This is a genomic window from Streptomyces sp. XM4193 (genome assembly GCF_023072595.1).
Classification (GTDB): domain Bacteria; phylum Actinomycetota; class Actinomycetes; order Streptomycetales; family Streptomycetaceae; genus Streptomyces.
On record NZ_JALLGK010000003.1, the window covers coordinates 425705 to 449583 of the forward strand.

At 70.6% G+C, this 23879-nt stretch carries 20 protein-coding genes and 1 tRNA gene; 15 read left to right on the top strand and 6 right to left on the bottom strand.

Annotated elements, in window-relative coordinates:
* The first annotated feature begins 1 nt into the window (after position 1).
* From MTQ01_RS12990 to MTQ01_RS13020, 6 genes are all read left to right on the top strand, one after another.
* Complete coding sequence (locus MTQ01_RS12990) at positions 2 to 1270, top strand: cytochrome P450 (RefSeq protein WP_247489836.1); 1269 nt, start codon at positions 2 to 4, stop codon at positions 1268 to 1270.
* A 168-nt stretch (positions 1271 to 1438) separates the two neighbouring features.
* Entirely contained in the window at positions 1439 to 2509 is a 1071-nt protein-coding gene (locus tag MTQ01_RS24950; RefSeq protein ID WP_282613570.1) for a transglycosylase family protein, read from the top strand.
* A gap of 377 nt (positions 2510 to 2886) precedes the next feature.
* On the top strand, positions 2887 to 4167 hold the full coding sequence (gene eno, locus MTQ01_RS13005; RefSeq protein WP_211041582.1) for a phosphopyruvate hydratase: 1281 nt from the start codon (positions 2887 to 2889) through the stop codon (positions 4165 to 4167).
* A 143-nt stretch (positions 4168 to 4310) separates the two neighbouring features.
* Positions 4311 to 4787: a septum formation initiator family protein gene (locus MTQ01_RS13010; protein WP_247490048.1), complete on the top strand. Its 477-nt coding sequence runs from the start codon at positions 4311 to 4313 to the stop codon at positions 4785 to 4787.
* A 102-nt stretch (positions 4788 to 4889) separates the two neighbouring features.
* On the top strand, positions 4890 to 5432 hold the full coding sequence (locus MTQ01_RS13015; protein WP_247489838.1) for a DUF501 domain-containing protein: 543 nt from the start codon (positions 4890 to 4892) through the stop codon (positions 5430 to 5432).
* A complete protein-coding gene (locus tag MTQ01_RS13020; RefSeq protein ID WP_247489840.1) occupies positions 5429 to 6394 on the top strand; it encodes a Ppx/GppA phosphatase family protein in 966 nt (321 codons plus the stop codon). The genes MTQ01_RS13015 and MTQ01_RS13020 overlap by 4 nt, the downstream gene beginning before the upstream one ends.
* Positions 6395 to 6406: 12 nt before the next feature.
* Here the strand turns inward: MTQ01_RS13020 and MTQ01_RS25165 are convergent, their stop codons facing one another.
* On the bottom strand, positions 6407 to 6748 hold the full coding sequence (locus tag MTQ01_RS25165) for a hypothetical protein (RefSeq protein ID WP_247489842.1): 342 nt from the start codon (positions 6746 to 6748) through the stop codon (positions 6407 to 6409).
* 102 nt (positions 6749 to 6850) lie between these two features.
* Between MTQ01_RS25165 and MTQ01_RS13030 the strand changes: the two genes are divergently transcribed.
* Both MTQ01_RS13030 and MTQ01_RS13035 read left to right on the top strand, forming a co-directional pair.
* Positions 6851 to 7624 (top strand): endonuclease/exonuclease/phosphatase family protein, encoded by a 774-nt coding sequence (locus MTQ01_RS13030; protein ID WP_247489844.1) that lies wholly within the window; start codon positions 6851 to 6853, stop codon positions 7622 to 7624.
* Between the two features lie 582 nt (positions 7625 to 8206).
* Positions 8207 to 9613, top strand: coding sequence for an NAD(P)/FAD-dependent oxidoreductase (locus MTQ01_RS13035; RefSeq protein WP_247489846.1), 1407 nt, complete (start codon positions 8207 to 8209; stop codon positions 9611 to 9613).
* Positions 9614 to 10055: 442 nt separating this feature from the next.
* Here MTQ01_RS13035 and MTQ01_RS13040 read toward each other — a convergent pair.
* A tRNA-Leu gene (locus MTQ01_RS13040) sits at positions 10056 to 10138 on the bottom strand.
* A gap of 379 nt (positions 10139 to 10517) precedes the next feature.
* On the opposite strand from MTQ01_RS13040, the gene MTQ01_RS13045 reads away from it, so the two are divergent.
* Positions 10518 to 11303, top strand: a complete 786-nt coding sequence (locus MTQ01_RS13045) for an ABC transporter ATP-binding protein (RefSeq protein ID WP_247489848.1) — start codon at positions 10518 to 10520, stop codon at positions 11301 to 11303.
* A gap of 156 nt (positions 11304 to 11459) precedes the next feature.
* Entirely contained in the window at positions 11460 to 13991 is a 2532-nt protein-coding gene (locus MTQ01_RS13050) for an ABC transporter permease (RefSeq protein WP_247489850.1), read from the top strand.
* Between the two features lie 253 nt (positions 13992 to 14244).
* On the opposite strand, the gene MTQ01_RS13055 is transcribed toward MTQ01_RS13050, so the two are convergent.
* Complete coding sequence (locus MTQ01_RS13055; RefSeq protein ID WP_247489853.1) at positions 14245 to 15366, bottom strand: SGNH/GDSL hydrolase family protein; 1122 nt, start codon at positions 15364 to 15366, stop codon at positions 14245 to 14247.
* A 206-nt stretch (positions 15367 to 15572) separates the two neighbouring features.
* On the opposite strand from MTQ01_RS13055, the gene MTQ01_RS13060 reads away from it, so the two are divergent.
* The gene (locus MTQ01_RS13060) at positions 15573 to 16958 is read left to right on the top strand and encodes a cystathionine beta-synthase (RefSeq protein ID WP_247489855.1); all 1386 of its coding nucleotides are present in this window, start codon (positions 15573 to 15575) and stop codon (positions 16956 to 16958) included.
* Between the two features lie 479 nt (positions 16959 to 17437).
* Here MTQ01_RS13060 and MTQ01_RS13065 read toward each other — a convergent pair whose 3' ends face one another.
* Complete coding sequence (locus MTQ01_RS13065; RefSeq protein WP_247489857.1) at positions 17438 to 17863, bottom strand: hypothetical protein; 426 nt, start codon at positions 17861 to 17863, stop codon at positions 17438 to 17440.
* A 313-nt stretch (positions 17864 to 18176) separates the two neighbouring features.
* Between MTQ01_RS13065 and MTQ01_RS13070 the strand changes: the two genes are divergently transcribed.
* Positions 18177 to 19013, top strand: coding sequence for a MurR/RpiR family transcriptional regulator (locus MTQ01_RS13070; RefSeq protein ID WP_247489859.1), 837 nt, complete (start codon positions 18177 to 18179; stop codon positions 19011 to 19013).
* Positions 19014 to 19131: 118 nt separating this feature from the next.
* On the opposite strand, the gene MTQ01_RS13075 is transcribed toward MTQ01_RS13070, so the two are convergent.
* A complete protein-coding gene (locus tag MTQ01_RS13075; protein WP_247489861.1) occupies positions 19132 to 19449 on the bottom strand; it encodes a hypothetical protein in 318 nt (105 codons plus the stop codon).
* Between the two features lie 95 nt (positions 19450 to 19544).
* Here MTQ01_RS13075 and MTQ01_RS13080 point away from each other — a divergent pair, with 95 nt between their 5' ends.
* Positions 19545 to 19778 (top strand): DUF4287 domain-containing protein, encoded by a 234-nt coding sequence (locus MTQ01_RS13080; protein ID WP_247489863.1) that lies wholly within the window; start codon positions 19545 to 19547, stop codon positions 19776 to 19778.
* A gap of 114 nt (positions 19779 to 19892) precedes the next feature.
* Here the strand turns inward: MTQ01_RS13080 and MTQ01_RS13085 are convergent, their stop codons facing one another.
* Positions 19893 to 20738, bottom strand: a complete 846-nt coding sequence (locus tag MTQ01_RS13085) for a Bax inhibitor-1/YccA family protein (RefSeq protein WP_247489866.1) — start codon at positions 20736 to 20738, stop codon at positions 19893 to 19895.
* A gap of 351 nt (positions 20739 to 21089) precedes the next feature.
* Here MTQ01_RS13085 and MTQ01_RS13090 point away from each other — a divergent pair, with 351 nt between their 5' ends.
* Together MTQ01_RS13090 and MTQ01_RS13095 are read left to right on the top strand one after the other, a co-directional pair.
* The gene (locus MTQ01_RS13090) at positions 21090 to 22310 is read left to right on the top strand and encodes an acetyl-CoA C-acetyltransferase (protein ID WP_247489868.1); all 1221 of its coding nucleotides are present in this window, start codon (positions 21090 to 21092) and stop codon (positions 22308 to 22310) included.
* A 388-nt stretch (positions 22311 to 22698) separates the two neighbouring features.
* Positions 22699 to 23688: a hypothetical protein gene (locus tag MTQ01_RS13095; protein WP_247489870.1), complete on the top strand. Its 990-nt coding sequence runs from the start codon at positions 22699 to 22701 to the stop codon at positions 23686 to 23688.
* Positions 23689 to 23879 lie beyond the last annotated feature (191 nt).

Here is a 23879-nt window from a genome sequence, read left to right on the forward strand (position 1 = left end):
TGTGCAGCACCTCGACACCGACCCGACCCGCCCCGAGCTGTTCAGCTGGGAGTTCGCCGCCGACCCGTACCCGGCGTACGCCTGGCTGCGCCGACACGATCCGGTCCACCGCACGACGCTGCCCAGCGGGGTGGAGGCGTGGCTGGTCACGCGGTACGCCGACGCCCGCCAGGCACTCGCCGACCAGCGACTGAGCAAGAGTTCGGCGCACTACCGGGCGTCCGGGAGCGACGGCCGGGGCAAGATCGGCATTCCGGGTGAGCGCAGCGCCAACCTGATGACGCATCTGCTCAACATCGACCCGCCCGACCACACCCGGCTGCGCCGACTCGTCTCCAAGGCGTTCACCCCACGGCGGATCGCCGAATTCCGGCCGCGCGTGCAGGAGTTGACCGACGGGCTGATCGACGGCTTCGCGGCGCGGGGCGAGGCCGATCTCATCCACGAGTTCGCCTTTCCGCTGCCGATCCACGCCATCTGCGATCTGCTGGGCGTCCCGCCCGAGGACCAGGACGACTTCCGCGACTGGGCCGGAATGATGATCCGGCACGGCGGCGGACCGCGCGGCGGCGTGGGGCGTTCGGTCAAGCGGATGCGCGCCTACCTCGCCGAGTTGATCCACCGCAAGCGCGACGCCCCGGGCGACGACCTGATCTCCGGCCTCATCAGGGCCAGCGACCACGGCGAGCACCTCAGCGAGAACGAGGCCGCCGCGATGGCGTTCATCCTCCTCTTCGCCGGCTTCGAGACCACGGTGAACCTGATCGGCAACGGGACGTACGCCCTGCTCCGCCACCCCGAGCAACGTGCCCTGCTCCAGGACGCGTTGGCCGCGGGCGGCGAGGAGGCCGACACCCTGCTGGACACCGCGGTCGAGGAGTTGCTGCGCTACGACGGCCCCGTCGAGCTGGCCACCTGGCGGTTCGCCACCGAGCCGCTGACGATCGACGGGCGGCAGATCGCCGCCGGAGACCCGGTGCTGGTGGTGCTGGCGGCGGCCGACCGCGACCCGGCCCGCTTCGAGCAGCCGGACGTACTGGACCTCACCCGGCAGGAGAACCCCCACCTCGGCTACGGTCACGGCATCCACTACTGCGTGGGCGCGCCACTGGCCCGGCTGGAGGGCCGGATCGCGCTGGCCACCCTGCTGCGCCGCCTGCCCGACCTCCGACTGGCCGCCCGGCCGGAGGAGTTGAGCTGGCGCGGCGGGCTCATCATGCGCGGGCTGCGTCAACTGCCGGTCGGGTTCGAACCCGTGACCGCTGCGTGATCTCCGCGACACTGGCTTGTGATGGACGTCATTGACGGCTACGTTCGCCGCTGGTCGTCAAGTCGGGATTGACGAGGCCCGTTTCGGGGTACGCCGGAGTGTGCGTACGCCCTTGCGGGGCCCACCTCAACTCTCCCGGCCGTCACAGGACTTCAGGAGAGGCACCGCATGCGTTCCGGGAAAGGCCGCCATCGCCGCCCTCGTCAGGCTCCCGCCCTGCTGGTCACCGCAGGAGTGACCGGGGCCGGAATCGCCACCTCGCTGCTGGGCGCCTCGGGGGCGCAGGCCGTGGACGCGTCGACCTGGGACTCGGTCGCCCAGTGCGAGAGCGGCGGCGCGTGGAGTCTGAACGAGGAGAACGGCTACTACGGAGGTCTTCAGCTCACCCTGAAGTCCTGGGAGACGTACGGCGGTACGGAGTTCGCGGACCGCCCCGATCTCGCCAGCCGAAGCCAGCAGATCCAGGTCGCGGAGAAGATCCTCGCCGCCGAGGGCCCGCGCGCCTGGCCGGCGTGCGCCGTCGACAGCGGGCTGGAGGAGGAGGTCAACGAGACCCCGGACCTCGAACTCCCCCTCCCCGACCCGGACAAGGGCGGCGACGAGGACAGCAAGGACGACGGCAAGGACGACGACAAGGACGACGCGGACTCCCAGAAGCCGGGCGACTCCGAGGACTCCGACGGCTCCGACTCCGACGACTCCGAGGAGAAGGAGCGTCCCGACGACTCCGACGGGTCCGGCTCCCCGAAGCCGCCCGGAGACACCTCCGTCCCGTCCCCGGACGAGCGCGAGCAGGACACCGACCCGGACTCCGAGAAACCGTCGAAGCCCGGCTCGGGCAGTGGCAGCACCGACGACGCCGAGGACGACACCGCGGACGACGCCGACAAGGGCAAGGGCGATCCGTCCGGCGGCCACAGCGGGCGCATCGGCGCGGACGACCCCGACGATCCGACCGACGGGGCCGCCGAGTCCGATCCCGGCGCCGGCTCCGGCAAGCACCGCGGCCGGCCGGACCCCGCCGAGAAGGACAGAGCCGATCGCAGCGGCAGGGACGACGGTCACCTCGTGGAGATCGGCGACACCCTGGCCTCGATCGCCGAGCGGCACGAACTGGCGGGCGGCTGGCCCGAGTTGTACGAGACCAACCGGCCGACCGTCGGCGAGGACCCGGATCACATCCTCCCCGGCCAGCTCCTTCAACTCGGCGAACAGGACGACGCGGAGAAAGCCCGGTAACTCCGCGAGTGCGGGATCTCGCGGGGCAGGTCGTCCCACTCCCGGCGGTCGAGGCAACGCCGGGCGGTGCGGAGGACCGGCACGCCGCCGGAGCCGCTTGAGCCGCCGGAGCCGTCAAGGCCACCCAACGGCACAAACAGGGCAATTCCCTTGGTTCCGGCGGCGGCACGTCTTCCGCGAGTGCCGCGCAGGACGGCGCGTCCTTGCCCCCGGGGAATTTATTCCAGCTAAAAACAAACTCGTCACGCGCCTCTGAGCTGCGCCTTCCCCCGTGGCTCAGAGGCCGTGACGGCCCTTCGCAGGGACGGGAGCGTCGGTCGGTGGCGTGGGAACGCTAGGCTCTCGACTGACAGCCGCCACACACGAAGGAGACCCTCGTGCCGTCCATCGACGTCGTCGTAGCCCGCGAGATCCTCGACTCGCGAGGCAACCCCACGGTCGAGGTCGAGGTCGGCCTCGACGACAGCAGCACCGGCCGTGCCGCTGTCCCCTCCGGCGCCTCCACCGGCGCCTTCGAGGCCCTCGAACTGCGTGACGGCGACAAGGGCCGTTACCTCGGCAAGGGCGTGGAGAAGGCCGTGCTGGCCGTCATCGAGCAGATCGGCCCGGAGCTGGTCGGCTACGACGCCACCGAGCAGCGGCTGATCGACCAGGCGATGTTCGACCTGGACGCCACCGCCGACAAGTCCTCGCTCGGCGCCAACGCCATCCTCGGCGTCTCCCTCGCGGTCGCGCACGCCGCCTCCGAGGCGTCCGACCTGCCGCTCTTCCGCTACCTCGGCGGTCCGAACGCGCACCTGCTGCCGGTCCCGATGATGAACATCCTCAACGGCGGCTCGCACGCCGACTCCAACGTGGACATCCAGGAGTTCATGATCGCGCCGATCGGCGCCGAGTCGTTCTCCGAGGCGCTGCGCTGGGGCACCGAGACCTACCACGCGCTCAAGGCGGTCCTCAAGGAGCGCGGGCTCTCCACCGGCCTCGGCGACGAGGGCGGCTTCGCTCCGAACCTCGGCTCCAACCGCGAGGCCCTGGACCTGATCCTGGAGGCCATCGAGAAGGCCGGCTACACCCCGGGCCGCGACATCGCGCTCGCCCTGGACGTCGCCGCCTCCGAGTTCTACAAGGACGGCTCGTACGAGTTCGAGGGCAAGTCCCGTACGGCGGTGGAGATGTCGGCGTACTACGGCGAGCTGGTCGACGCCTACCCGCTGGTCTCCATCGAGGACCCGCTGTTCGAGGACGACTGGGACGGCTGGAAGACCCTCACCTCCGAGCTGGGCGAGAAGGTCCAGCTGGTGGGCGACGACCTGTTCGTCACCAACCCCGAGCGCCTGCAGCGCGGCATCGACGAGAAGTCCGCCAACGCCCTGCTGGTGAAGGTCAACCAGATCGGTTCGCTCACCGAGACCCTGGACGCCGTTGAGCTGGCCCAGCGCAGCGGCTTCAAGTGCATGATGAGCCACCGCTCCGGCGAGACCGAGGACGTCACCATCGCCGACCTCGCCGTCGCCACCAACTGCGGCCAGATCAAGACCGGTGCGCCGGCTCGGTCCGAGCGCGTCGCCAAGTACAACCAGCTGCTGCGCATCGAGGAGATCCTCGACGACGCCGCGGAGTACGCCGGTCGCAGCGCCTTCCCACGCTTCAACGGCTGACCCCGGTACGCAACAGCCCGTCACCTCCTCGTCCCGGCCCACGGTCCCGTACCGTGAGCCGGGACGAGTGGCGTGACGGACAGGGAGACGATGTGGCCGCGGACCGTGGGCGTGAGCGTCCCGCCGAGAAACGGCGGCAGGGCCTGGCCGCCACCTCCACGGCGACCCGGCTGCGGGCGCTCGGCGAGGAGGCCGCGGCACGGGTCTACCGGGCCCAGAACCGCAGACTGCGCAAACCGCGCCGCAGCCGTCTGACCGGCCGGGCCGCGCTGTTGGTCCTGGTGGTCTGCTCGTTGATCGTCGCGCTCGCCTATCCGATAAGGCAGTACGTCTCGCAGCGTTCGGAGATCGCCGACCAGCGGCGGCAGGCCCAGGAGGCCAGGGAGCGCGTGCGGGAGCTGCGCGAGGAGAAGGCCCGCTGGCGCGACCCCGCCTACGTCGAGCAGCAGGCCCGCCGGCACCTGCACTATCTGCGCCCCGGCGAGATCGGCTACACGATGCGCCACGGCCGCGAGGAGGAGCGCAAGCCCTCGGACCGCGGCGCCTCCGACCGCGCCTGGTACGAGAACCTGTGGGACGGTGTGGACGCCGCCGACCGGCCCCAGGCCACCATCCGCTGACGGTCGGCACGCGCCCTCGGCCCGCAACCGCCCGCCGCGGCCCGTGCCCCGGCGGCACCCACGCACCCACGACACCGAGCAGAACTGAAGAGACCAGCCCGTATGGACACCGCGCCGCCCCCGACCGACCCGACGACGCCCACCGAGGCGGACATCGAGGCATTCCAGCAGCAACTCGGCCGCCCGCCGCGCGGGTTGCGCGCCATCGCGCACCGCTGCCCGTGCGGACAGCCCGATGTGGTGGAGACCGCACCGCGGTTGGAGGACGGCACGCCGTTCCCGACCACCTACTACCTCAGCTGCCCGCGTGCGGCCTCCGCGATCGGCACGCTGGAGGCGGACGGCGTCATGAAGGAGATGACCGCCCGCCTCGCCGAGGACGAGGAACTCGCCGCGGCCTACCGCGCGGCCCACGAGGACTACATCGCCCGCCGGGACGCCATCGAGGTGCTTCAGGGCTTTCCCAGCGCCGGCGGGATGCCCGACCGCGTCAAGTGCCTGCACGTGCTGGTGGCCCACTCGCTGGTCGCCGGTCCCGGCGTCAACCCGCTCGGCGACGAGGCGATCGCCCTGCTGCCCGAGTGGTGGCGCAAGGGCCCCTGCGTGACGCCCGGCGCCTGCGGCGGCGAGGAGAGCGGACGATGAGCGCCCCCGCCCCCGTACGGGTCGCCGCGATCGACTGCGGCACCAACTCGATCCGCCTCCTGGTCGCCGACACCGACCCCGCCACCGGCCAACTCACCGAGCTGGCCCGGCGGATGGAGATCGTCCGGCTCGGTCAGGGCGTGGACCGTACCGGACGGCTCGCACCGGAGGCGCTGGATCGCACCTTCGCCGCCTGTCGCCGCTACGCCGAGGAGATCCGCCGACTCGGCGCCACACACGTCAAGTTCGTCGCCACCTCCGCCTCGCGCGACGCGGAGAACCGCGCGGACTTCGTGCACGGCGTACAGGACATCCTCGGGGTGCTCCCCGAGGTGATCAGCGGCGACCAGGAGGCCGCGTACTCCTTCTCCGGCGCCACCAGGGAGCTGACCGGAGCCGAGCTGCCCACCCCCTACCTGGTGGTCGACATCGGCGGCGGCTCCACCGAACTCGTCGTGGGGGAGCGGGAGGTGCGGGCCGCGCGGAGCGTGGACATCGGCTGCGTACGCCTGACCGAGCGCCATCTGCTGAACGACGGCGAAGTCAGCGACCCGCCCACCGCCGAGCAGGCCGCCGCCATCCGCGCGGACGCCCACGCCGCGCTCGACGAGGCGGAGCGCACCGTCCCGCTGACCGGGACCCGTACCCTCGTCGGTCTCGCCGGCACCGTCACAACGCTCGCCGCGATGCACCTCGACCTCGCGGAGTACGACTCGGCCGCCATCCACCACAGCCGGCTCCCGCTCACGGCGGTGCGCGAACTGGCCGCCCGGCTGCTGGCCTCCACCCACGCCGAACGCGCCGCGATCCCGGCGATGCACCCCGGCAGGGTCGACGTCATCGCCTCGGGCGCGGTGATCCTGCAAGCCGTGATGGAACGCTGCGGAGCCCCGGAGGTCGTCGTCAGCGAACACGACATCCTCGACGGCATCGCGATCCACACGGCACTCGACGCGCAGTAGGAGGAGAGGGCACTACCGGCTGCGGCCGACGTCCCGCCGGCCGGCCAACTCGACGACGAGGACGACGAGTTCACCGTCGTCGATCCGGTGCGCGATCCGGTGGTTGCCGACCCGCAGCCGGTAGAGCCACGAGGGGCCGGTGAGCTTCTTGACGTCGGCATCCTCGCGGTACGCACCTTTGTGTACACGCTGCCAGGTGCGGGGGTCGCGCTCGCGGCCGATCGGGACGGCGCTGCTGGGGCTGGCCGGGCTCCGTCGGTTTCCCGGAACGGCCCCGGTTTGTAGGTCGGTTGTATGTCCGGCCGGTACTTGTGGTCGGGTCGGCGTGTCGGGGCGAACACGTACCGGTCGCACGCCGTCGACCGGCAGACAGCGGGGCCCGTCGAGGACCAGTCCGTGCTCGGGTCCCGAGCGGACCGGCGCCCGCACAGACCGTTCAGCAGCGAGGAGTTGTTCGTGAACAAGCCCAGGATGACGCTGATCGTCTCGGTGGCGATCCCGATGGCCTCCCTGGTCGCGCTCGCCGCCGTGCCCGCCGGTGCCGCGCCGCCCCAGGAGGCAGACGGATCGCCCGGTGCGGAGGCCGCTGTCACGATGACGGTCGGTACGCACAACGTGCTGCGCGGCAAGGCCGAGTACCGGCCGTTCGCCGACGTCATCGGCTGGCAGGAGGTCCAGGACCCGCAGGACCGGGAGCGGCTCAGGAAAAAGCTCGGTGGATACGGTCACTTCATGCCCGGCAAGAACCCGGCGCGACAGGTGCCGATCTCCTGGCGCAAGGACACGTTCGAGTTCGTCAAGGGCGCCGCGGAGCTGACGCACAAGGGCGAGGCCAAGGTGACGCCGAACCGCTACGTCGTGTGGGCCGTCCTCAAGCACAAGAAGACGAACAAGCGCCTGGTCGCGATGAACACCCACTTCATCTCCGGCGCCTGGAACAAGCACCCCAACCGCCAGGCACGTTGGCTCACCCACGCGGAGAAGCTGCGCAAGACGGTCGGCAACCTGCACCAGAAGCACCCGGACCTGCCGATCTTCCTGGTCGGCGACTTCAACCGGCGCAAGGCGCTGAAGCTGCCCGCCGGAGTCGACTACATCCGCGTCGAGGGGGTCAAGGGTGTGCCGATCGACCAGTCCTACGCCACCGGCTCGGTGAACAACTCCAAGGTGAAGCGGCTCCAGAAGTTCGGTTCCGACCACCACGCGTACCGCTTCACCGCGACCTTCTGACCGTTCGCGCGGACCGGCATCGACCCGCGTCGCCCACCGTGCCGCCCACCGCGCCGTCTTCGAGGCGCGGTGGGCGCTTCGCGTTCCGGTGGGCGTCCCGTCAACTGCTCACCGTGGGCGATGAGTTCACCGTCGGCGGCCCGGTTCGGGCCGTACTGCCGGTGGGTCCGTCCGGTCCCTCCGCGCCCTTGCGGCGCCGGGCCCGGGAAGGGGTTGGAGGGCCCTGAGTGGGGCGGCTCGCGCACCTCCGCGAGAAACTTCGTGAACTTCTTCACAAGAAAATGACCTCTGGGGGCAGTCGATCGGCACCCGATGGGCCGTACCGGCCGTGTCCGGCCTCGGAGTGCGGGCTTCGGCGCGACGAGGGTGCTCCGGCGCGGGCCGCGCGTCCGTTTGTTCATTACTCGCTGGTACGGTCCAACTGTGCAGCTCACGACGTTGGGTCGGTCGGGGCCCAGGGGGTCGGGTGGGCCGGAATGATCCGTTCCGGTCGCGGCGGCGGGGGAGTGTAGCAGAGGTCGTCCAGATGCTTGTGAAGGGGCTCACGAGCACCCCCCATGGGGAGGGGGGATACTCGATGGCATGAGCACCACGGAGCGTCCTCGAATCCTCGTCGTAGGTGGCGGGTACGTCGGTCTGTACGCCGCTCGCCGCATCCTCAAGAAGATGCGATACGGCGAGGCGACCGTGACCGTCGTCGACCCGCGTTCGTACATGACGTATCAGCCGTTCCTCCCCGAGGCGGCTGCAGGCTCCATCTCCCCCCGGCATGTCGTGGTCCCGCTGCGGCGGGTTCTGCCGGGCGCGGAGGTCCTCACCGGACGGGTGACGACGATCGACCAGGACCGCAAGGTCGCCTCGATCACCCCGCTCGTCGGTGACTCCTACGAGCTTCCCTTCGACTACCTCGTCGTCGCGCTCGGCGCGGTCTCCCGCACCTTCCCCATCCCCGGCCTCGCCGAGCAGGGCATCGGGATGAAGGGCGTGGAGGAGGCCATCGGCCTGCGCAACCACGTGCTGGAGCAGCTCGACAAGGCCGACTCCACCAAGGACGAGGAGGCCCGTCGCAGGGCACTCACCTTCGTCTTCGTGGGCGGTGGCTTCGCCGGTGCCGAGACCATCGGCGAGATCGAGGACCTGGCCCGCGACGCGTGCAAGTACTACCCGAGCGTCAAGCGCGAGGACATGCGCTTCGTCCTCGTCGACGCCGCGGACAAGATCCTCCCCGAGGTCGGCCCGCAGCTGGGCAAGTGGGGGCTGGAGCACCTGAAGAAGCGCGGGGTCGAGGTCTATCTGGAGACCTCGATGAACTCCTGCGTCGACGGTCGCGTGGTGCTGGCCAACGGCCTGGAGGTCGACTCCAACACCATCGTGTGGACCGCGGGCGTCAAGCCCAACCCGGTGCTCGCCCGCTACGGCCTGCCGCTGGGTCCGCGCGGCCACGTCGAGGCCGAGGCCACTCTCCAGGTGAAGGGCACCAGCCACGTGTGGGCGGCCGGTGACAACGCGCAGGTGCCCGACCTCGCCGCTCGCGCCGCGGGCAACAAGGACGCCTGGTGCCCGCCCAACGCCCAGCACGCACTGCGCCAGGCCAAGGCCCTCGGCGACAACGTGATCTCCGGGATGCGCGGCTTCCCGCAGTCGGACTACAAGCACGCCAACAAGGGTGCGGTCGCCGGGCTGGGGCTGCACAAGGGCGTGGCGATGATCGTCATGGGCAAGATGAAGATCAAGCTCAAGGGCCGGCTCGCCTGGTACATGCACCGCGGCTACCACGGCATGGCGGTGCCGACCTGGAACCGCAAGATCCGCGTCTTCGCGGACTGGACTCTGGGCATGTTCCTCAAGCGCGAGGTCGTCTCCCTCGGCGCCATGGAGAACCCGCGCGAGGAGTTCTACGAGGCGGCCAGGCCGACGCCGAGGCCCGCCGACGCCAAGCCGATCCAGGAGCAGCGCGACGCCGAGAAGGCCGGCGCGAAGGCTTCCTGAGGTTCGGCGCGACAGTCGACCGTACGTCCGAGAGGGCGCCCACCAACTCCGTGGTGTGGGCGCCCTCTCGGCGTTCCCGAGGCTACCGGCAGCCGTGCGGCTCCCGCGGCTCTGCGACTTCCCGAGGCTCCGGCCGCTCCGGTGGCTGCCGCGGTCCGGGTCGCCAGGGCGTTCCGGTCTTTCCCGTCGCCGGACGGATCGTCAGTGGGCACAGGCGGGCACAGGGCGGGTCCGGGGCGGGTGGCGGCGGGGATGGACTGTGTCCGCGGGCGAGGTGACCGCACGCCAGGAGCATCAGGAGAGTGCGGAGTCGGGGAGGTCGGGTCCGTGTGCCGATTCGTGTGTACCGGTTCGTGTGCCGGGACGTGGGCTCCGCCGTCGACGGAGGGTCTCAAGGAGTACCGCGTCCGCGCGCGAGGCGCGGACCAGAAGCGGCGAGGTGTGCCCGGAGCCGGACTTGAACCGGCACGGCCACGTAGGCCAACGAGGTTTAAGCTCGTCGTGTCTGCATTCCACCACCCGGGCACCGACTCACTGGAGCCGCGCAGCTCGTAGCTGCTTGACCACTCACTGGTGCGAGACGCAGCCTAGTCGGCCTTCAGTTCCGAACTGCGGTACACGGCAAGGCCGTTGTCTTATTTTATGTGTGCGACGAGGTCTGCTTGTGGCTCTTTCTGGTCAGAAGGGCGCTGGCAGCATATGCCAGTAGATCAGGAATGTCGCAAAGTAGTTCCTTCTCCTGGCTGGATCCATCGCGGGCATGTCATCCCCAGGTAGGAGCCGACCCCGGTGCGGATACGCCTGTGGGCCCGGCCAAGACCGGATCAGGGGCTGATCCCGGAGAGGCGGGGCGGGGTGACGATGTAGTGGTACCTCTTCGTCCCCTCGCACAGGAGTCAAGTTCGTGACCACCACTACCACCCAGCCAGGCGCCTACGTCGCCAACCCAGGTGTCGCCGCGGCTCGCGCCACGGACCTCTCGAAGGTCTACGGCCAGGGCGAGACGCAGGTGATCGCACTCGACCAGGTGTCCGTCGACTTTCACCAGGGCCAGTTCACCGCGATCATGGGCCCCTCCGGTTCCGGCAAGTCGACGCTCATGCACTGCATGGCCGGCCTTGACTCCATCTCCTCCGGGTCCGCGCGCATCGGCGACGTGGAGCTGACCGCGCTGAAGGACAAGAAGCTCACCCAGCTTCGCCGCGACAAGATCGGCTTCATCTTCCAGGCGTTCAACCTGCTCCCCACGCTGACCGCGATGGAGAACATCACGCTGCCGATGGACATCGCCGGCCGCAAGCCGAACACGGAGTGGCTGGATCGCGTCGTGGAGACCGTCGGTCTCTCCGGCCGGCTCAAGCACCGCCCGAGCCAGCTCTCCGGCGGTCAGCAGCAGCGTGTCGCCGTGGCCCGCGCGCTGGCCTCGCAGCCCGAGATCATCTTCGGTGACGAGCCCACCGGAAACCTCGACTCCCGCTCCGGCGCCGAGGTTCTGGGCTTCCTGCGGAACTCCGTCCGCGAGCTGGGCCAGACCGTCGTGATGGTGACCCACGACCCCGTCGCCGCCTCCTACGCCGACCGCGTCATCTTCCTCGCCGACGGCCGCATCGTCGACGACATCCAGGGGCCCACCGCCGACTCCGTGCTGGAGCGCATGAAGGGCTTCGATGCGAAGGGCCGCACCAGCTGAGCCGAGGGCCGGTCGGTCGAGCCAGTCTCCGACACCGGCCCACCGGTCGCAGACGACCTGACGGTCCTCACCCTTCGTCATTCGCCACCTTCTCCACGCTGCACGCGCCGCTCGCGGACCACAGCTCAAGGAGGGGGTCTCCCACCAGGATTTCTCATGCTCCGTACCGCCTTGCGCAACGTGCTTGCGCACAAGGCGCGGCTGCTGATGACAGCGCTCGCCGTGATGCTCGGTGTCGCCTTCGTCTCCGGCACCCTCGTCTTCACCTCCACCATCTCGCAGGCATTCCAGAAGAGTTCCGAAGAGGGCTTCTCCCACGTGGACGTGGCCCTCCAGCCCGACCGCGACGGGTACGACGGCCTCGGCCAGCCCGCACGCCTCAGCCAGAAGCTGCTGGACGACGCCGCCAAGCTCCCGGGCACCGCCTCGGTGATCGGCGAGGCCTCCGGCTTCGCCGCGCTCGCCGACAAGGACGACAAGCTCGTCGGGGAGGGCTGGGCCACCACCGGCGGCAACTACTACGCCGGCCAGAACGGCGAGGACGCCCGCTACCCGCTCAAGGACGGCCGCGCGCCCCAGAAGTCGGGTGAGATCGCGCTCGACTACAAGACCGCCGAGCGCACCGGCTACAAGGTCGGCGAGAAGGTGCGGATGTCCGTCGACGGGCCGGTCCGCCAGGACAAGGTCGTCGGCATCTTCAACACCGACGACGGCAACGTCGCGGCCGGCGGCACCCTCGTGCTGTTCGACTCCAAGACCGCGCAGCAGCTGTTCACCGCGCCCGGCGAGTACGAGCAGATCATCCTGAAGACCGCCGAGGGCACCTCCCAGAGTGAGCTGCGCAGCCAGGTCGAGAAGATCCTCCCCAAGGACACCAAGGCCGTCACCGGCGAGAAGCTCGCCGAGGACCAGTCCGAGGCGATCGCGACCGAGATGAGCGGCATGCAGACCGGTCTGCTGGTCTTCGCGGGCATCGCGCTCTTCGTCGGCATCTTCATCATCGCCAACACCTTCACCATGCTGGTCGCCCAGCGCACCAAGGAACTCGCGCTGATGCGCGCCATCGGCGCCAGCCGCCGACAGGTCACCCGCTCGGTGCTGATCGAGGCGGCGGTGGTCGGTACGTTCGCCGCGGTGCTGGGCCTGCTGGCCGGCATCGGCATCGGCGCCGGACTGCGCTCGCTGATGAACAGCCTCGAAATGACCATCCCCGACGGTCCGTTGGTCGTCGGCAGCTCCGCGGTCATCGCCTCGCTCGCCGTGGGCGTGCTGGTGACTATGCTCGCCGCCTGGCTGCCCGCCCGCAGGGCGGCGAAGATTCCGCCGGTGGCGGCGATGAGCAGCATCCACGCCGCAGCCACCACCAAGTCGCTGGTCGTGCGCAACTCCATCGGCTCGGTGCTCGCCGCCGGCGGTGGCGCCCTGGTGCTCGCCGGCACCGGCATGGGCATGGACGACGCCAAGGGCATCATGGGCCTCGGCGCGCTGCTGCTGGTCATCGGTGTCTTCGTGCTGACGCCGCTGCTCTCCCGTCCGCTGATCGCCGCCGCGACCCCGCTGCTGCGCGTCTTCGGCATCTCCGGCAAGCTGGCCCGCCAGAACTCGGTCCGCAACCCGCGCCGTACGGCGGCCACCGCCTCCGCGCTGATGATCGGCCTCACGCTGATCACCGGTATGACGGTCATCGCGAGCAGCTTCCAGGAAGCCATCAACAAGATGGCGGCCGACTCCCTGAAGGCCGACTACACCATCAGCATGGCGAACATGTCGCCGCTGGCGCCCGAGGTCGGCCAGAAGCTGGAGCAGGACCCGGCCATCACCGCGGTCAGCCCGCTGCGCACCACCCAGGCCGAGGTCGAGGGCAAGAAGGAGACGGTGGCCGGCGTCAACGGCGGCGACATCGACAAGCTCCTCACGCTCAACTTCGACTCCGGTTCGTTCGACGAGCTGAACGGCAACAACGTCGTCGTCGACCGGGACACGGCCAAGAAGAAGGGGTGGAAGGAGGGCACGACGCTCCCGGTCACCTACGAGGACGGCCGGAGCGCCAAGCTCAACGTCACCGGCATCTACGAGGGCAACCAGATGATCCAGGGCGTCCTCGCGGACACCCGGACCATCGAGCCGCACATGAAGCAGGTCGGCGACGCCCAGGTCATGGTCAAGATGGAAGGCGGCATCACCGACGCCAACAAGACCAAGCTGGAGGAGGCGCTCGGCAAGAACCCCGCGGTCCTCATCCAGGACCCGGACGACATCTCCGAGGGCATCGCGATGATCTTCACGATGCTGCTGAACATCCTCTACGGCCTGCTGGCCATGGCGGTCATCGTCGCCGTGCTCGGCGTCGTCAACACCCTTGCCATGTCGGTGTTCGAGCGCTCCCAGGAGATCGGGATGCTCCGCGCCATCGGCCTAGACCGGCGCGCGGTGAAGCGGATGGTCCGGCTGGAGTCCGTGGTGATCGCCGTGTTCGGCGGTGTCATGGGCATCGGTCTGGGTGTCTTCTTCGGCTGGGCGGTCGGCGAGGTCATCGGCTCGGGTCTCTCGACCTACGCGCTGCTGATCCCGTGGGACCGGCTGGTGATCTTCTTGGCGCTCGCCGCGGTGGTCGGTGTGCTGGCCGCGATGTGGCCGGCCCGCCGGGCGGCGAAGCTGAACATGCTGGAGTCGATCAAGGCCGAGTGACCGACGGCGGGCGCGGACTCCGCGACCGCCGCGTGACCGAGCGAAGGGCCCCGACCGGGAGACGGTCGGGGCCCTTCGCTCTGCGTCGGCGGTTCGGCGTGGTGTTGACGCCCGGCCGTCGGGGCGCGGGCTCAGAACCGGGGCGTACAGAGGGACGTACTGCGGGGCGTGCTGCCCCTCGGCGCCGGGCGCACTGCGGGGCGTGCTGTCGGGCGGGGGAGCCGGGCGCAGCCGGAGTGGATGGGCTGCGGGCTCAGCGCAGGGGCGGGTGGGTTCGGTGGGGTGAGGCGCCGCCGTCCACGTCCTTGACCGCGGGGGTCTCGCGGTCGTCCGGCCCGGTCCCGTTCTCGGCCGGGTCCGCGGTGCCGGTCGTCTGCTCCTCGCCGGTGGGCTCGGGATCCTGTGCGGAGACCCTCCGGCGCCTGCGGTGCCGCAGTTGGGCCCACGGTCCGCGCGTGGCGACCACCTCGGTGCCGCCCTCCGCCGCGGCTTCCGCCGCGGCCCTGGCGACCGGCAGCACGCCCTCGCGCCGCGCGGGCTCCACCGGCTCCTCGGCCGTCGGCCACAGCCCCAGGGTGGCGCAGAGGGTGGGCAGTACGGCCATCCCCGCGGTCGCGTAGCCCTCGGCGGAGGGGTGGTAGTTGTCCGGGCCGAACAGCTCCCCGGGGTTCGCGGCGAACTCCGGCCCCAACAGATCGCCCAACGAGACCGTGCGGCCGCCCAGTTCGACCACCGCGATGGTCTGGGCGGCGGCGAGCTGGCGGCTGAGCCTGCGGGCGAGCCAGCGCAGCGGTTGGCCGACCGGCTCGACCGAACCGAGGTCCGGACAGGTGCCCACGACCACCTCGCTGCCGGCCGTACGCAGTCGGGCGACCGCCTCCGAGAGGTGGCGCACCGACGACGCGAGCGGCATCCGGCCGGTGACGTCGTTGGCGCCGATCATGATGACGCAGACCTCGGGAGCGCGTTCGCGCTCGGAGAGGAGCATGGTGACCTGGCGCTCCAGATCGTCCGACATCGCCCCGGAGAGCGCCACGTTGCGCAGCTCGACGGGGCGTTCGGCGACGGCCGCGAGTCCGGAGGCCAGCAGCGCACCGGGCGTCTGACGGGCACGGTGCACACCCTGGCCGGCGGCGGTGGAGTCACCGAGGAAACCGAGCAGCAGCGGGCGCCCGACCAGGGGATCGCGACCGAACGCGGTGCCGTACAGCCCGTCGGCCATCGGCGGTACGTCGTCGGAGACTCCGAGCCTGCGCTTGGCCAACTGCGCCTCGGCGAGCAGCAGTCCGACCGCGGCGCCGCCCAGCAGCCCGATCCCGCCCCCGCCGAACGCCGCCGCTGTCGCGATCCTCCGTGCCACTGTCGCCCTGGACATAAATCCGGTCCCGCCTCCCTGCGCACGCCTGCCGAGGGCGCCGCCCCCGGTTCCCGTGTCGTGTAGTGCCGTGCTCCCTGATCGCCCTGCTGCCCATTGGTTGCCCATTGTTGCGACCGCGGAACGCGTGCTCGTGCCGCCGACGTCGCAATAGGCTGCGGACACGGGCCCGCGACCGCGGGTGCCCCGAGAACGCGGAGACCACTGTGCAGTATCACGAGTCCATGATTGAGCTTGTCGGCAACACCCCGCTGGTCAAGCTGAACAACGTCGCCTCACCGACCGGGGCCACCGTCCTGGCGAAGGTGGAGTACTTCAATCCCGGAGCCTCGGTGAAGGACCGTATCGCCCTCCGGATGATCGAGGCCGCCGAACGTTCCGGCGAACTCCAGCCGGGCGGCACCATCGTCGAGCCCACCTCCGGCAACACCGGTGTCGGCCTGGCGATCGTGGCGCAGCAGAAAGGCTACCGCTGCCTTTTCGTCTGCCCCGACAAGGTGTCCACGGACAAGATCAACGTACTGCGGGCGTACGGCGCCGAGGTCGTGGTCTGCCCCACGGCCGTCGACCCCTCGCACCCGGACTCCTACTACAACGTCTCCGACCGGCTGGTGCGCGAGACCCCCGGAGCCTGGAAGCCCGACCAGTACAGCAACCCCAACAACCCGCGCTCGCACTACGAGACGACGGGCCCGGAGCTGTGGGAGCAGACCGAGGGACGCATCACCCACTTCGTCGCGGGCATCGGGACCGGCGGCACCATCTCCGGCACCGGGCGCTATCTGAAGGAGGCGTCCGAGGGCGGAGTGCGGATCGTCGGCGCCGACCCCGAGGGCTCGGTGTACTCCGGCGGCTCGGGGCGGCCGTACCTGACCGAGGGCGTCGGTGAGGACTTCTGGCCGACCGCCTACGACGGCAAGGTCGTCGACGAGATCATCGCGGTCTCCGACAAGGACAGCTTCCGGATGACCCGCAGGCTCGCCCGCGAAGAGGGGCTGCTGGTGGGCGGTTCCTGCGGGATGGCGGTGGTGGCCGCGCTGGAGGTCGCCGAGCGCCTCACGCCCGAGGACGTCGTCGTCGTGCTGCTGCCCGACAGCGGCCGCGGCTACCTCAGCAAGATCTTCAACGACGAGTGGATGGCGGACTACGGCTTCCTGGAGAGCGAGCAGGACGAGGTCCGGGTCTCGCACGTGCTCCAGCACAAGGAGGGCGCGATGCCCTCGCTGGTGCACATGCACCCGGACGAGACCGTCGGCGAGGCCATCGACGTGCTGCGGGAGTACGGCGTCTCGCAGATGCCGATCGTCAAGCCCGGCGCCGGACACCCCGACGTGATGGCGGCCGAGGTCGTCGGCTCGGTGGTCGAACGGGAGCTGCTGGACGCGCTGTTCGCGAAGCGGGCGACCCTGAACGACCCGCTGGAGAAGCACATGAGCGCACCGCTGCCGCAGGTCGGATCGGGCGAGCCCGTGCCGGACCTGATGGCGGTGCTGGAGAACGCGGACGCGGCGATCGTCCTGGTGGAGGGCAAGCCCACCGGCGTGGTCAGCCGACAGGACCTGCTGGCCTTCCTGGCGCGCACCGCGAAGTGAGCCGGGCGGCGAGCCGCGGACTCGCCCGTACGGCGCGGGAGTCGAGATTGCGCGGGGCTCCGTGCGTACGGGCGTCCGCGAACCGAACCGCAAGTGTCACGGCACCGCAAAGTGGGGTTAACACCGGTACGGCACTGTGGTGGTTGTCGGCATCGCAGCCGACACAGCGGCGCCAAGCTTCCGGAGCGGCTCCCGGACTCGTTGGCGGCCCGGCACACGACGCACTCTGACGCGTCTGTGCCCGGCGGGAGTCGCCGTCGTCCCGCTCCCGGTGGTCTGTCCACCGGGGGTGCGGCGGCTCCCGCCCCACCTCTTCCGCCCCCACCTCTCCCTGCCCTTCGGGCGTTGCGGTTCGACGCAGGTGCCGGGCGGGACACGGGAGTTGCCGGGTGCGAGTCGACGGGGCGCGGGATGTCCTCGGCGCGGACCGCTTCGTGGCGGACGCCCCGGACGGTGCGCGCCGCCGCTTCCGGGGCTCGCTACCAGTCGGTCTCGGTCTCGCCGTGCTCCTTCTGCCTCCTGGTCCAGGACACCCGCCCGATCGAGTAGACCGCGTTCACCCCGACGATGCCCAACCAGGCGGTGGCGAGCCCCGGCAGGCCCGCGTTGACCACCGCGATCGCCGACAGCGGGATCGCCAGGACCAGGCTGAGCACCGCCAGCCCGAATGTCGCTCCCAGTCCGCTGATGACCGGTCCCTCCGTCTGTGTGCTGCCCCGTGCGATGGCCATCTGCTGCTCGGCCAACTGCCTGCGCACACGCTTGTCCACCACCGAGTCGACCTTGTGGTCGAGCTTCTCGATGAAGGAGTCGACGAGCTCGGACTCGTACTCCGGGCCGAGGTCCTTGCGCGTCTGCAGCGTGGCGTCGAGCTCCTTCCGGAGCTCCGGTTCCTGGTGGTCCATGAGGCAACGCTAGACCGCGGGACCGGCCGCCGGCAGTGGTGCTAACCCCCCAGTCGTCCCCGAGTTCCACTCAGTTCCGGACTGCGGCTTTCCGCAGCGGGCCGGGTCGGCGCGAGGGGTTCCGTACGGCCGGCGCGGGGACTCGTACGGTCACGCGCGGCCCCGTGCCCACGGCAGCCGCCCGGCGCGGAACGCCGGGACCGGCGCGGCTTGCCCCTCTGCATGGAGTCATGCAGAGTCATGAGTTGATGAATGGCGGTGGGTCTTTCGTGACGGGCGCGGGCCGGACGGCGGCGAGGTACAGGTGAACGGTGTGAGCGGAGCGAGCACACGGCTGCAGAGGCTCTTCGAGGGCCACCGGCTGACGCCGACCCAGCGGCGGATCGCGCAGTGCCTGGTGCGCAGGGCCGGCGACGCGCCGTTCCTCTCCAGCGTCGAACTCGCGGAGCTCGCCGGCGTCAGCCAGCCCTCGGTGACCAGGTTCGCCGTCGCGCTCGGCTTCGACGGTTATCCCGGGCTGCGCCGCCATCTGCGCGAGCACGGCCCGACCGGGACCGAGGACGCGGGCCCGCCCGGCGACAACAGCTACCAGCAGGCCATCCACGCCGAGATCGAGAATCTGCGGTTGCTCGCCGCACAGCTCGCGGATCCCGTTCCGGTGGCCGAGGCCGGTGCCCTGCTCGCGGCCTCACGTCCGCTGCCGGTGCTCGGGCTGCGGGCCGCGTCGGCCCAGGCGCGCGGCTTCGCCTACTTCGCCGCGAAGGTCCACCCCGACGTACGCCTGCTCGACGAGGGCGGCACGATGCTCGCCGACCGTATCGACGCGGCGGTTCGGGCGGGCGCGAGCGCGCTGCTGTGCTTCGCGCTGCCGCGCCACCCCCGGGAGGTCGCGGCGGCGCTGGACCAGGCGCGCACGGCGGGGCTGCGGGTGGTGACGGTGGCCGACAGCGCCTTCGCGCCCGTCGCGGGCAGCGGGGACATCCTGCTTCCGGCCGCCGTCGGCACCGGCCTCGCCTTCGACACCGCCTGCGCTCCGATGCTGCTGGGACGTGCGTTGCTGGAAGCGATCTGCGACCAACTTCCGCAAGCGCAGGCTCGGTTGGAGGAGTTCGACGCCAGAGCGACCGAGCGGGGCCTTTTCCTGGAGTGAGCCGGCGGCCGGGCGGAGAGTCCGTCGGAGAGGCCGGGCGAGCACGGTGGGCCGGTACTCGCCGGGGCGGGGATGCGACTGCGTGCAGCCGGCCCGGGGCCGGGGGCGGGGTGCGCGCTCAGCGCAGGGCGGCGGCGTGCTCGTCCAGCAGGGCCAGCGCTCGTGCCGGATCGCCCGGAGCGCCGCGCTCGGCGAGCACGGCGGCAAGATCGTGCCCCACCACCGCGAGCTGGTCGCCCGCGGTGAACTCACCGACGCGGGGCAGCGGGCGGGGCACCGTACCGGGCTCCTCCAACTGCTGGGCCCACCGGGCGAGTTCGCAGGACAGGGCGTACGCCGCCTCGGCCGCGCCGCGCCGCAGCGCGCTCTGCGGCAGGGCACGCACACGGTCGGCGAGCCTGTCCACGGCTGTCGCGAGGGCGGTCACATCGGGCACGGCGCAACCCTATGCGCCCCCGAGGCAGTGTTGCCAACGTCCGCGGGGTCGGGCACGGTTGCCGGAAGGCTCTGCGAACGCCTCCGGAGGCGCCGATGTCCCAGGTCTTCGACGAAGCAACTCACCGGAATCTGCTCGCCCGCATCCCCGACTGCACCGGCCACGAAGTCGGCTACTGGCTCCGCGTGGTGGACGAGGGCCCTGCCCTCTCCCGCTTCGAGGAGAAAATCGGCTGGCTTCGCGGGGAGCACCAGCTCGCCCGCGGCCACGCCAAGGCGATCGTCGTCGAACACGACAGAAGGAGGGGCCGGGCGGCGCGCAGATACTGAACGCCGACCACGACCGCGTCCTGTCGGTGGAGACACGACGGAGGGCCTGCGGGAAGCTTCTCCCGCAGGCCCTCCGTTCGTCACTGCCCGGCACTGCCGGTGAGCGGCGTGGCCTCAGTCGCTGTTGAGGATCCAGGCCAGGCGCAGGAACTCGAAGTAGATCCAGGCCAGGGTCACCGTCAGACCGAAGGCGGCCAGCCAGGACTCCTTGGCCGGGGCGCCGTAGGCGATGCCGTCCTCGACCTGCTTGAAGTCCAGGGCGAGGAAGAGCGCCGCGATGCAGACACCGGCGATGCCCATCAGGATGCCGACCCAGCCGGTGCGGAATCCCATGCCGTCGCCGGCACCGAAGAGCGCGAAGCCGAGGTTGACCAGCGAGAGGACCGCGTAGCCGATACCGGCAGCGATGGCGAACCGCATGAAGCGGCGGTTCACCTGGATGATGCCGGTCCGGTAGAGGAACAGCACGGCCGCGAAGACCGCCATGGTGCCGATGACCGCCTGCATGGCGGCGCCGGGCGCCCACTTGTTGACGAAGTTGCTCATCGCGCCGAGGAAGATGCCCTCCGCCACGGCGTAACCGAGGATGATCCCCGGCGACGGCTCGCGCTTGAAGGACTGCCAGAGGCCGAGACCCATGGCCACGAGCGCGCCGACGATGGCGATGCCCATGCCCAGGTTGAGGATCCAGGCGACGGCCGCGGCGGCGACGACGGTGCCCAGCGTGATCGCGGTCTTGGAGACGACGTTGTCCATCGTCATCCGGTCGGACTGCGGCGGGGCGGCGGGCGGGAAGCCCGCGGTGCCCGGCTGGGGCTGTGCGTAGGGGTTGTTCGCGTAGGGGTTCGCCGCGGGGGCGCCCTGGGCATAGGGATTCCCGGCCTGCGGGCCGGCGTTGAAGCCCGCCTGGCCTCCCTGGCCGATTCCCCGTCGCGAGAAGACCGGGTTACTGCTCCTCATCTCACTCCTCCATGGCCGCACGGCACGGCCTTGCGTACAAGAGTAATGGGTTAGCAAAGACCGCACGCTAGTGCACCGGTGAGAACGAAAGGAAGCCTTGTTTTGTTCCGGTTCTGTTCCGGGTTCCGGCGGCGTCCCGTCCGAGGGGCCGGTGCGCGGTGACGGTTCGGGTCCGCGGAGGGCCGGTTCGGCCGTACGGGAGGCCGCGAGTCGTCCCCGCGGCCGACCGGCCGCAAGCGGCTTGCGGTGACGGGGTGTTGCGAGCCGCATCACACCGGGAGGACCGTGACCTGTGCACTACGCGCGGGTAGCTTCCCAGACAGTCAGCCCTTCCCCGTCTCTGGAGCCGTCATGCCCGAAGCAGTGATCGTTTCTACCGCCCGCTCGCCGATCGGCCGTGCGTTCAAGGGGTCGCTCAAGGACGTCCGCCCCGACGATCTGACCACGGAGATCATCGCGGCCGCTCTCGCCAAGGTGCCCGAGCTCGACCCGCGCGACATCGACGATCTGATGCTCGGCTGCGGCCTGCCCGGTGGCGAGCAGGGCCACAACCTCGGCCGGGTGGTCGCCGTGCAGCTGGGGATGGACCACCTTCCGGGCTGCACCATCACCCGTTACTGCTCCTCCTCGCTCCAGACGACGCGGATGGCGCTGCACGCGATCAAGGCCGGTGAGGGCGACGTCTTCATCTCGGCCGGCGTGGAGACCGTCTCGCGCAGCGTCAACGGCACCTCCGACGGGATGCCCGGCACCCACAACCCAATCTTCGAGGAGGCCGAGGCCCGCACCGCCGCGCGCGCCCAGGAGAGCGGTACGACCTGGACCGACCCCCGCGAGGACGGAAAGGTCCCGGACGTCTACATCGCCATGGGTCAGACCGCCGAGAACCTGGCGCGCGCCAAGGGCGTGACCCGCCGCGACATGGACGAGTTCGGCGTGCGTTCGCAGAACCTCGCCGAGAAGGCCATCGCGGCCGGCTTCTGGGAGCGCGAGATCACGCCGATCACGACTCCGGACGGCACGGTCGTCAGCCGGGACGACGGTCCGCGCGCGGGGGTGACGCTGGAGGGCGTCGAGGGTCTGAAGCCCGCTTTCCGCCCCGACGGGATGATCACGGCCGGCAACTGCTGTCCGCTCAACGACGGTGCCGCCGCCCTGGTCGTCATGTCCGACACCAAGGCGCGCGAGCTGGGCCTGACCCCGCTCGCCCGGGTCGTCTCCACCGGAGTCTCCGGCCTGTCCCCGGAGATCATGGGGTACGGCCCGGTGGAGGCCAGCAAGCAGGCGCTCTCGCGGGCCGGCCTGTCGGTCTCCGACATCGATCTGGTGGAGATCAACGAGGCGTTCGCCGCCCAGGTCATCCCCTCGTACCGGGACCTGGGCATCGAGGAGGACAGGCTGAACGTCAACGGTGGTGCCATCGCCGTCGGCCACCCCTTCGGCATGACCGGCGCCCGTATCACCACGACGCTGATCAACTCGCTGCAGTGGCACGACAAGCAGTTCGGCCTGGAGACCATGTGCGTCGGCGGCGGCCAGGGCATGGCGATGGTGATCGAGCGCCTGAGCTGACGCCTCGGGGCCGGCGCGGCGGGCAGGACCGGCGTTCCGGACGGGCGACGTGACGCCCTGGTGGCGGGAAATGTCGATACGGCATTCCCCGCCACCTTTTATTTCTACTCACGGTAGTTGTTGCCGAGCTTTGAGTGATTGTTTTTGGTTGTTCTTTGTTCGCGCTGTTGCGTGGGTCACTTGTGTGTCACGGGGGCTGCGGAAGTTCGGGGCGGATGTGATGTTTAACCCGGCGGCTGTTTGTTTTGCCTGCTCGGGCGGGGGATGAAGAAGATCAAATAGCCAATATTGGCCGGATTTACCCGGTTTGCGGGTTGGTTCGACAGGTGTCGTGCGGAATCCTGCGGTAGTAATTCCTAGGACCGGAAGCCGAGTACTGGAGAAAGTCGTGAGCGCTATAACCCTGATCCTGCTGCTGGTCGCCGTGGTGGCCGCGGTGGCCGCATGTGCCGCCGCCCGCCACGCACGCGGCCTGCGCCGCGAGATCTCGGGGCTGCGCGAGGAGCTTCTCGCCGCCCGGGTCGCGGTACCCGCCGCTCGACACACTCCCGCTCTGGAAGAGGTCAGAGCTGTAGTGGCCGACGCACTCGCCGAGGAGCGCGAGCGCGAGCTCGCCGAGGCGCGTGCCTTCTGGGCAGCCCAGGAGGCACGCGAGGAGGAGGACGGCGTGCCGTACGCCTTCTCCGGTCTGGAGTACGAGAGCGCCGGCCACGACGGCGGCCTCGACCACACCGGTTTCAGCGACTACGGGTCCGCCGTGGACGCCGCGCTGCTCGACGCGCTGCTGGGCGAGCCCGGCCCCGAGTCCGCCGGCGGCCCGGGCGGGGACGTGCGTCCCTTCCTGCCGCGGCAGACGAACGCCGACGATCTGAACGCCGACGCCCTGGAGGCCGAGGCTCTGAACACCGACCTCCCGGACGCGCGCGACAGCGCCGGTACGAGCGGTGCGGCGGAGTCCGAGGCCCGACGGGCCGCCCGTCGCCGCCACCCCTCGGACCCCAACTACTCGCTCTCGGGCGAGCCGGTCGTACCGGCCCAGGCCGTCGCGCCCGAGTCCGCTGCCGGCTCCGCGCCGCACGGCGACCACGACCACACGATCGAGCGGCTCGGCCACCTCGCCGACGAGGGCACCGCGCTCTCCGACGTGCGCAGCGGACCGCTGGGCACCCTGGACGTCTACGTCTTCGCCGACGACACCACCGTCTGTCTCACGCCGGGGCACCGGGAGACCGTGGACCGCATCTCCCGCGCACTGGACGAGGGCGTGACACCGGTGCTGCTCGGCGGCTCGGGCGTCTCCGGCGCGTACGCGCTGACCTTCGCCTGCGGCGAGGAGACGGTGTACGTCCTCGCCGACCGCGTGATCGCCTCGCGCTGAGGCGGCCGGGGCTCGCGCACCGAACCGGCAGGCGCGTACGGCCCGTTCGGAGCCCGCCGCGGCGCCCCGCCGACCAGCCCCGCCCGTCCCGTCCTCCCCGCCCGTCCGCGCTGTCGGCACCTCGGTGTCGAGCGCGGGCGGGCGTTCGTGTGCCGGTCTCCGGCCGCTCCCGCTCCCGGTCGCTCCGGTCG